An 8,845-nucleotide genomic window follows, 5' to 3' on the forward strand; every position below is an offset into this window, starting at 1 on the left:
AATGCTTGCCATTTGTTTTTAATTTTAGTATTATAAGAATATTCCAAAAATTAAAAAATGAAGAGTTTTTTATGTGAAGGGAGAAAGGCATGAAAAGTAAACGTATAAAAGGACTTATCGGGTTAAGTTTAACAACGCTATTAGTTTTAGCTGCTTGTGGTGGTGATGGGGGAGCTGGCGCCGAAAAAGCAAAGGGCGGATCAGAGAAAACTGCCGCTAAACAAGAATTTAAAGTAGTGGTTCAACAAGAAATGCCTTCTGCAGATTTATCTTTAGGAACAGATACAATTAGTTTTACGGCACTGAATAATGCGTATGAAGGAATTTATCGTTTAGATGATAAAAGCAAGCCGCAACCAGCAGGAGCTAAAGAAAAAGTGCAAGTCAGTGATGATGGTCTGACGTACACAGTGAAACTAAGAGAAGAAGCAAAATGGTCCAATGGTGATCCTGTCACAGCTGCCGATTATGTTTTTAGTTGGCAACGTACAGCAGATCCTCAGACTGGCGCTGAGTATGCTTATTTTCTAGAAATGATTGAAAACGGCGCAGATATTGTAGCTGGTAAGAAACCAGTCTCTGAATTAGGCATTAAAGCAAACGGAGATTACGAGCTAGAAATTAAACTGGCAAAACCAACACCATATTTTGATTATTTACTGGCCTTTCCACTATTTTTCCCGCAACATCAAGCAACCGTAGAGAAATATGGCAAAGATTACGCTGCTTCCAGTGAAAAAGCAGTCTATAATGGTCCGTTTGTCTTAGCTAACTTTGAAGGGGCTGGCTCAGATACCAATTGGACTTTGGAAAAAAATGAAAACTATTGGGATAAAGACAATGTCAAATTAGATAAAATCAATTTTGATGTTGTCAAGGAGGCGCCAACTGCCTTGAACTTATTCCAAGATGGTCAAGCAGACGATGTTATTTTAAGTGGCGAATTGGCCCAGCAAATGGCGAAGGATCCAGAATTGGTTATCGAAAAAGAAGCACGAACCAGCTATTTGGAATTTAATCAGCGAGATAAAAATTCACCGTATAATAATGTGAATTTACGCAAAGCAATTTCAGCAGCGATTGATCGCAACGCATTAGTAGATAAAATTTTAGGCGACGGCTCAGTAGTCGCTACCGGCTTAATTCCAGAAGGGATGTCGTATTCGCCGACAGATGACAAAGATTTTGCTGATGAAAATAAAAAAATTGTTGAATATAGCCCAGAAAAAGCAAAAGAATATTGGGCAAAAGCTAAGAAAGAATTGGGCATAACAACACTCAAAATGGATATTGTTGCCGATGATGTCGATTCTACGAAAAAGTTAGCGGAATATATTCAAGGTACGTTAAAGGATACTTTAGAGGGCATTGATGTAACAGTGAGCCCAGTGCCGTTTTCAGTTCGAATTGATCGAGGCAGTCGCGGCGATTTTGAGACAATCTTAGGTGGTTGGGCTGCGGATTACGCAGATCCAAGTAGTTTCTTAGACCTTTTTGTTACTGGTAATAACTATAATCGCGGGCGTTTTTCAAGTAAAGCCTACGATGAGTTGATCGAGGCTTCAGCCACAAGAGATGCTTCAGATCCTGAAAAACGTTGGGAAGACATGGTTAAGGCTGAGAAGTTATTGATTGGTGAAGAGACCGCTTTAGCCCCACTTTATCAAAAGGCGACTGCCCATCTACGCAGTAAAGAAGTAAAAGGTGTCGTTGCCCATGGTGCTGGTGCACAATATGATTATAAGTGGACATATGTAACAGAAGAGTAGTTAAAAAAGAGACACAGAACAAGTCAAATCGACTGTTCTGTGTCTCTTTTAATCAAAATATTTCTGCTGTTCTTCTTTTAATTTTTCTGGGGTTACATCTTCACCAGTAGGATCATAAATAGTGACGCCCATTAATGTTTTATTGAATTGTTCACGAATGGTTCGCAAATATTCTTGTCGCAAATCGACACGAAGAGCTTGTTCTTCAGATGTTAAACCTTGTTCACGCTCTTTTTGTGCAAGCGTATTAATTCTTTTTAAAACCTCTAACATTTCTCATTTCCTTTCTATAATAATTCTTTTGCTAGGCGTTCAAACGATTGAAAGCGCGTTTGTTTGTCATAGCCTGGGGTGATTAGCATTGCTTCTGTCAACCCTAGTTCTTCTTGTTGGTGGAAAAACTCCGCAACTTCTTGGCTACTACCAATGACAAAGCGTTGTTTATTCTGTTCTAAAACCAGTTTGTCCATTTCACTGTAAGGGAAAGCTAGGGCTTCTTCTGGCGATAAAAATTTATTAGGAAGCCCATGTTCGGTGGCAAAGATATAATGCTCGAAACTAGCCGCATGGTATTCTGCTTCTTCTTTCGTGTCGGCGGCAAAAGTGAAATACGCAGCGCTCACTTGAGGCTCTTGTTGTTCAGTTACTGGTCGGAAATGCTTGTAATATGCTGACAATACTTCTTTGGGCAAATGTCCATGAATAAACTGTGCAAAGGAAAAATTAATGCCATATTCACCAGCTGAACGTGCGCTTTCTTTACTAGCACCTAGTAACCAAGGTTGTGGTAATAGAACTTCCCGCGGAACAGCTGAAATTTTAGAATATAAATGATCTTCAGGAAATTCCTCTTTTAAAAAGAGTAAAATTTCAGGTAATTTATCAAATTGATCTAGTTGTGGTGGCTGACCATTATTTAACGCCAACGTAGTTAATGGGCTGCCACCAGGCGAGCGGCCCATGCCTAAATCGATTCGATCAGGATATAAAGCTACTAACGTTTTAAACGTTTCTGCGACTTTAAATGGCGCATAATGCATGGTCATGATGCCACCCGCGCCAACACGAATTTTTTCGGTGGCACTAGCAATATGTGCAACTAAAATTTCTGGCGTTGCACTGGCAAAGGCGTCTGAGCCGTGATGTTCGGCATACCAAATTCTTGTGTAACCAAGTTTTTCCGCTAATTGAGCGAGTTCTTTGGCTTCTTGTAATGTGTCGCTTGCTGATTGATTTTTAGGAACCGTTAATTGATCTAAGATACTTAATTTCATGTATGTAGTCTCCTTTTTGGTTGTTTTTTTGAAGCTACCGCTATTATTACGCAAACATGTCAAAAAAATAGTACGCACTTTTTAATTCCCTAGTGAGCGAAAAGTAACAAATAGATGTAGCCAAGGTCGATGATAAAAAATTCTCCACTATGGCTTTTTGATGCTTTGTGTTAAAATGGAACATATGTACGCAATCAGCAATTGGAAAGGTGACAACATGTACGAATATATTATTGGAAAAGTAACGTTTGTTAGCCCATACTATATTGTCGTTGAAACAAATGGCATTGGCTATCAGATTTCAGTCGATAACCCGTATCGCTATTCAGGAAAAATGGATACGGATATTAAACTATATCTTCACCAAGTCGTGCGGGAAGATGCACAACTTTTATTTGGTTTTGGCAGTTTAGATGAAAAACAATTGTTCTTAAAATTAATCAGTGTCTCTGGAATTGGCCCTAAAAGTGGCTTAGCTATCATGGCTTCTGTGGCTGATCATGGTGGTTTAATCAATGCAATTGAAGGGGAAGATGTTACATATTTAACGAAGTTCCCAGGTGTTGGCAAGAAAACAGCCCAACAAATGATTTTAGATTTAAAAGGAAAATTAGGCGAATTAGAGTCTTCCGAAGCAGCGGTTGCGGCCATGACCGCAACCGAAGCGGTGACAACAAGCAATCAAGCATTGGCAGAAGCGTTAGAAGCATTAAGTGCCCTAGGCTACAGTGACCGAGAGATTAAGCGTATCACTAAGCAATTGGAAGCGTTAGGTGAGACAACGACAGATGTTTATTTAAGCAATGCGTTAAAATTCATGATGAAACGCTAAGGAGGAATAACGATGACAGAAGAAGAACGGTTGCTTTCAGCTGCAAGTCAAGAAGCAGAAGCTTCAATTGAAAAATCGTTACGTCCACAATTTTTAGCACAATATATTGGTCAAGACAAAGTAAAACAAGAACTAACGATTTATATTGAAGCGGCGAAAAATCGGAATGAAGCGTTGGATCATACCCTTCTTTATGGTCCGCCAGGTTTAGGGAAAACGACAATGGCGATGGTCATCGCCAATGAAATGAATGTGAACATTCGTACCACAAGTGGACCAGCCATCGAACGGGCGGGAGATTTAGTCGCTATTTTGAACGAATTAGAGCCTGGTGATGTGTTATTTATCGATGAAATTCATCGTTTGCCGCGAGTGGTGGAAGAAATGCTGTATTCCGCAATGGAAGATTTTTACATTGATATCATGGTTGGTCAAGGAACCACGGCACATCCCGTTCATTTTCCATTACCGCCTTTTACTTTAGTGGGCGCTACCACACGGGCAGGTATGCTTTCAGCGCCATTACGAGATCGTTTTGGGATTATTTCTCACATGGAGTATTATCAAGAGCAGGATTTAAAAGAAATCGTTCTCCGTTCCGCAGATATTTTTCAAACGGAGATTTTTGAGGAAGGTGCCTTTGAAATTGCGCGCCGCTCAAGAGGAACCCCCCGAATTGCTAATCGTTTGTTAAAACGTGTCCGTGATTTTGCCCAAGTCCAATCAGATGGCAAAATCGACCGAGCGATTGCAGACAAAGCGTTAACCTTGCTACAAGTGGACCATCAAGGCTTGGATTATGTCGATCAAAAATTGTTGAAAACAATGATTGATTTATACGGCGGCGGTCCGGTTGGCTTAAGTACCTTGTCTGTAAACATCGGTGAAGAAACCGAAACGGTGGAAGATATGTATGAACCCTATCTTATTCAAAAAGGTTTCATTAAACGAACACCGCGAGGACGAATTGCAACGCCATTTGCGTATGCACATTTTGGGTATGATTATTTAGAGGGTCATAAAAATTAAAAATAAGTCAAAAGAAAGCAAGCCTTAACCGCTTGCTTTCTTTTGTTTCACGTGAAACGTTTGTTCTTATTTGGGAGAGTGGCATATTTCAGCTGTTGTAGGTATACTGTGTTTGTAATCGCTTTTAAATTGGAGGGATCAATGTTGAATAAAGAAATCAAAGGGGCATTAATTGTTTCTTGCCAAGCGTTGGCAGACGAACCGTTGCATAGTTCTTTTATCATGTCCAAGATGGCTTTGGCCGCTAAACAAGGAGGGGCTAAAGGCATTCGAGCAAATTCTGTGGTAGACATTCGAGCAATCCGGAAAGAGGTAGATTTACCAATCATTGGGATTATTAAACGAGATTATCCTGACGCAGAAGTATATATTACCGCAACTATGCGTGAGGTAGATGAATTAATGGCTGTTCAGCCAGAAATTATCGCTCTCGATGCAACCCATTCGAAACGACCAAATGGCGAAACGTTAGCCACATTTTTCAAAAGAATAAAAGAAAAGTATCCTAACCAAGAATGGATGGCGGATTGTTCCACGCTGGAAGAGATGATTGAAGCGGCGGAGTTAGGCTTTGATTATATTGGCACAACGTTAGTCGGCTATACGCCGCAAAGTGAAAATCAGCGGATTGAACAAAATGATTTTGAACTGTTAAGAGAAGCAAAGAAGCATTTTACTACACCAATCATTGCAGAAGGAATGATTGATACGCCAGCAAAAGTCCAACGTGTTCTGGAGCTAGGTGCTTATAGCGTGGTGGTGGGATCTGTTATTACACGACCGCAAAAAATTACTGAAAAATTTGTGGAAGCTACGAAAATAAAACAGAATCAAGCATAAACTAAATACACTATCGATACACTCGTTATTTTTTGATCAATACACTTCGATACGATCGCTTTTTTTCTAGAGAAAGTGGAATCTTTCAATAATGAAAAGGGATACACTCCGTTTGGCATAGTCCTTGCTGATAATAAATCAGTGTATAAAGCGCTATCATTTTTATAGGAGGGGTTTTATGAAGGGTTTATCAAAAAAGAAACGGGTGTCTACTTGGTTAGCGTTAGGAATCACCGTAGTCAGCTGTTTTGCGTTAAGCGGGGAAGTGCAAGCAAGTATTGAAAGAACAAAAGTTGATGAATTTGCAAATGTTTTAGATGTGAGTGCATCACCAACCGAACGGACGAATGGCGTATACGATACCAATTATTTTAATAATTTTTCTGATTTAGGTGCATGGCATGGCTACTATTTACCTGAAAAAAGTAATAAAGAGCTACTGGGTGGTTTTGCGGGGCCATTGATTATTGCGGAAGAATATCCAGTAAACTTGGCGGCAAGTTTAAACAAATTAACGGTCAAAAATAAAAAAACGGGAGAAACCTATGATTTAAGCCAAAGCAACCGCATGGACCTGTCTTATTATCCTGGGCGCCTAGAGCAAACCTATGAATTAGACGATGTAACGATTCATTTAGCTTTAATTTTTGTCAGCAATCGAACGGCGCTTATCCAAACGACACTTGAAAACACTGGTGAAGATCCCTTGTCACTTGAAGCAAGCTGGACAGGTGCGGTCTTTGACAAAATTCAAGAGGGAACGGAAACCTTAGATATTGGCACTCGTTTAACTGCTAAAGACAATGACATTCAAGTGAATTTTGGTGAAGTCAGAGAAACGTGGAATTATTTTGCTACGAAAGACACAAAATATACGATTCATCATGCGGATAAAGTTTCAACAAAAATTGATAATCGGAATTATACAGCGACCGCTGAACCAATTGAATTGAAGCCTAAACAAACGTACAACACCTATACGACAGAAAGCTATACTTTTACAAAAGAAGAAGAGGCAAAGGAACAACAACAAGCACCCGAATATACCAAAAATGCGGCACGCTATTTCAAAGAGAACAAGCAAAGATGGCAAGGATATCTAGATAAAACGTTTGATCAAAAGAAAACAGCAGAATTTCCTGAATATCAAAATGCGCTAGTCAAATCGATTGAAACGATTAATACCAATTGGCGAAGTGCGGCAGGTGCCTTTAAGCATGACGGGATTGTTCCGTCCATGTCTTATAAATGGTTTATTGGTATGTGGGCTTGGGATTCGTGGAAAGCGGATGTAGCAACGGCTGATTTTAATCCTGAGTTAGCTAAAAATAATATGCGGGCCTTGTTTGATTATCAAATTCAAAAAGATGATACCGTACGTCCACAAGATGCAGGAGCGATCATTGATGCTGTCTTTTACAATCAAGACAGTGCGCGTGGTGGTGAAGGTGGCAACTGGAATGAACGAAATTCTAAACCACCATTGGCTGCATGGGCAGTTTGGCATATTTATCAAGAAACCAAAGATAAGGAATTTTTAAAAGAAATGTATCCCAAACTTGTGGCTTATCATAATTGGTGGTATACCAACAGAGACCACAATAAAAATGGGATAGCAGAATATGGAAGCATGGTCAGTGATGCTCACTGGCAAAAAGACGACAAGGATCAAATCATTAAAGATAAAAATGGCCAACCTAAAGTGGATGATGATGCTGTTATTGAAGCAGCCGCGTGGGAAAGTGGTATGGATAACGCTACACGGTTTGACAAAGAAGGTGTGGGCAAAGGCGATGACGGAGTTAAAGTTTTTGAAAATAAAAATAAAGGAAAAGTAGTGGGGTATTCGATTAATCAAGAATCAGTGGATTTGAATGCGTATCTCTACGCTGAAAAGGGCTATTTAGCTTCGATAGCAGAAGAACTAGGCAAAAAAGAGGACTATAAGAACTATCAAAAAGAAGCGAAGAAACTAAAAAAATATATTCAAGAAAATATGTTTGATGAAAAAACGGGCTTCTTCTATGACTTACAAATAAATGAAGACGGCTCGAAAACAAAATTGTTAGTCAATCGTGGCAAAGGAACAGAAGGCTGGTTGCCGCTTTGGGCAAAAGTAGCGACCAAAGAACAGGCGGCGGCAGTTAAGAAAAACATGATGAATCAAGAAATGTTTAATACCTTTATGCCATTCCCAACGGCATCCAAAGACAATGAAAAATTTGCTGCAACGAAATACTGGCGAGGACCAGTTTGGCTTGATCAAGCCTTGTTTGGTGTAGAAGCTCTTCAAAACTATGACTATACAAAAGAAGCAAAAGAAATGACACAAAAACTCTTCTTACATGCCGAAGGATTGATGGGAGAAGGCCCTATTCATGAAAATTATGATCCACTGACAGGGAAGGGCTTAAGTACGAAAAACTTTAGTTGGTCAGCAGCAGCGTACTATTTACTGTATAAAAACACCTTATTAAGTAATAACCCCACAACGCAAACCGCTTTTGAGATAAAATAGAAAAACAGCTCTTGAGGAAATATCACTCAAGAGCTGTTTTTTTCTTCACTTGCTACAATCTGTTTCCTTCTGAATTTAATTGAATGTAATTTATTTGTTTTAATAAATATATTTCATTTAATTAAAGAAAATATCTAAAAATAAAAATATATGTACTTTTATTAAAAATGTTATTTAATAAAAATGAAATAGATATTCGATGGAATTGATTGTACAATGATTAGTGAAGAGTGGGTTTAACGGAACCGAGTAATAAGAAATAAACTAATATTGAAACCAAACATTGCGACACCTCCTGCTCTAAGTTATATTGAATTTCATTATAAGACAGATATCTTAGTTTCTTCAAGAACGAATTAGAAAAGTTTTTTTAAATTTGTTGACGTCTAACAATTATAATGTGCAAAAAAATAATTTAAACAAATATATTATTTGATTATTTGGTAATATTAAAGTTCGTAAAAATAATTTTTTATAAAATATTATATTTTAGTTAATAAAAAAATAATACTTAATATTAACTTATTAATAGAAAGGAGCATATTATGGGAGAGTGTAAAATATTTTGTGTAAATGAAAAAAT

7 protein-coding genes are annotated in these 8,845 nt (G+C 38.4%); 5 read left to right on the forward strand and 2 right to left on the reverse strand.

From position 1 onward, the window contains the following. Positions 1-89: 89 nt before the first annotated feature. Positions 90-1,769, forward strand: coding sequence for a peptide ABC transporter substrate-binding protein (locus HMPREF2810_RS09035; RefSeq protein ID WP_002361487.1), 1,680 nt, complete (start codon positions 90-92; stop codon positions 1,767-1,769). 48 nt (positions 1,770-1,817) lie between these two features. On the opposite strand, the gene HMPREF2810_RS09040 is transcribed toward HMPREF2810_RS09035, so the two are convergent. Further along, positions 1,818-2,042 carry a DUF896 domain-containing protein gene (locus HMPREF2810_RS09040; RefSeq protein ID WP_002356070.1) on the reverse strand — a complete coding sequence of 75 codons (225 nt, stop codon included), beginning with the start codon at positions 2,040-2,042 and terminating at the stop codon, positions 1,818-1,820. A 14-nt stretch (positions 2,043-2,056) separates the two neighbouring features. After that, the gene (locus tag HMPREF2810_RS09045) at positions 2,057-3,043 is read right to left on the reverse strand and encodes an LLM class flavin-dependent oxidoreductase (protein ID WP_002383490.1); all 987 of its coding nucleotides are present in this window, start codon (positions 3,041-3,043) and stop codon (positions 2,057-2,059) included. A gap of 217 nt (positions 3,044-3,260) precedes the next feature. Here HMPREF2810_RS09045 and ruvA point away from each other — a divergent pair, with 217 nt between their 5' ends. From ruvA to ygjK, 4 genes are all read left to right on the forward strand, one after another. Next, positions 3,261-3,875 carry a Holliday junction branch migration protein RuvA gene (gene ruvA, locus HMPREF2810_RS09050; protein WP_002367580.1) on the forward strand — a complete coding sequence of 205 codons (615 nt, stop codon included), beginning with the start codon at positions 3,261-3,263 and terminating at the stop codon, positions 3,873-3,875. A 12-nt stretch (positions 3,876-3,887) separates the two neighbouring features. Then, positions 3,888-4,904, forward strand: coding sequence for a Holliday junction branch migration DNA helicase RuvB (gene ruvB, locus HMPREF2810_RS09055; protein WP_002383488.1), 1,017 nt, complete (start codon positions 3,888-3,890; stop codon positions 4,902-4,904). A 141-nt stretch (positions 4,905-5,045) separates the two neighbouring features. Next, positions 5,046-5,744, forward strand: coding sequence for an N-acetylmannosamine-6-phosphate 2-epimerase (locus tag HMPREF2810_RS09060; protein ID WP_002370615.1), 699 nt, complete (start codon positions 5,046-5,048; stop codon positions 5,742-5,744). 178 nt (positions 5,745-5,922) lie between these two features. After that, a complete protein-coding gene (ygjK, locus tag HMPREF2810_RS09065) occupies positions 5,923-8,262 on the forward strand; it encodes an alpha-glucosidase (protein ID WP_002383486.1) in 2,340 nt (779 codons plus the stop codon). Positions 8,263-8,845 lie beyond the last annotated feature (583 nt).

The sequence above is a fragment of the Enterococcus sp. HMSC078F03 genome, from assembly GCF_001811595.1.
In the GTDB taxonomy this organism is placed as follows: Bacteria; Bacillota; Bacilli; order Lactobacillales; family Enterococcaceae; genus Enterococcus; species Enterococcus faecalis.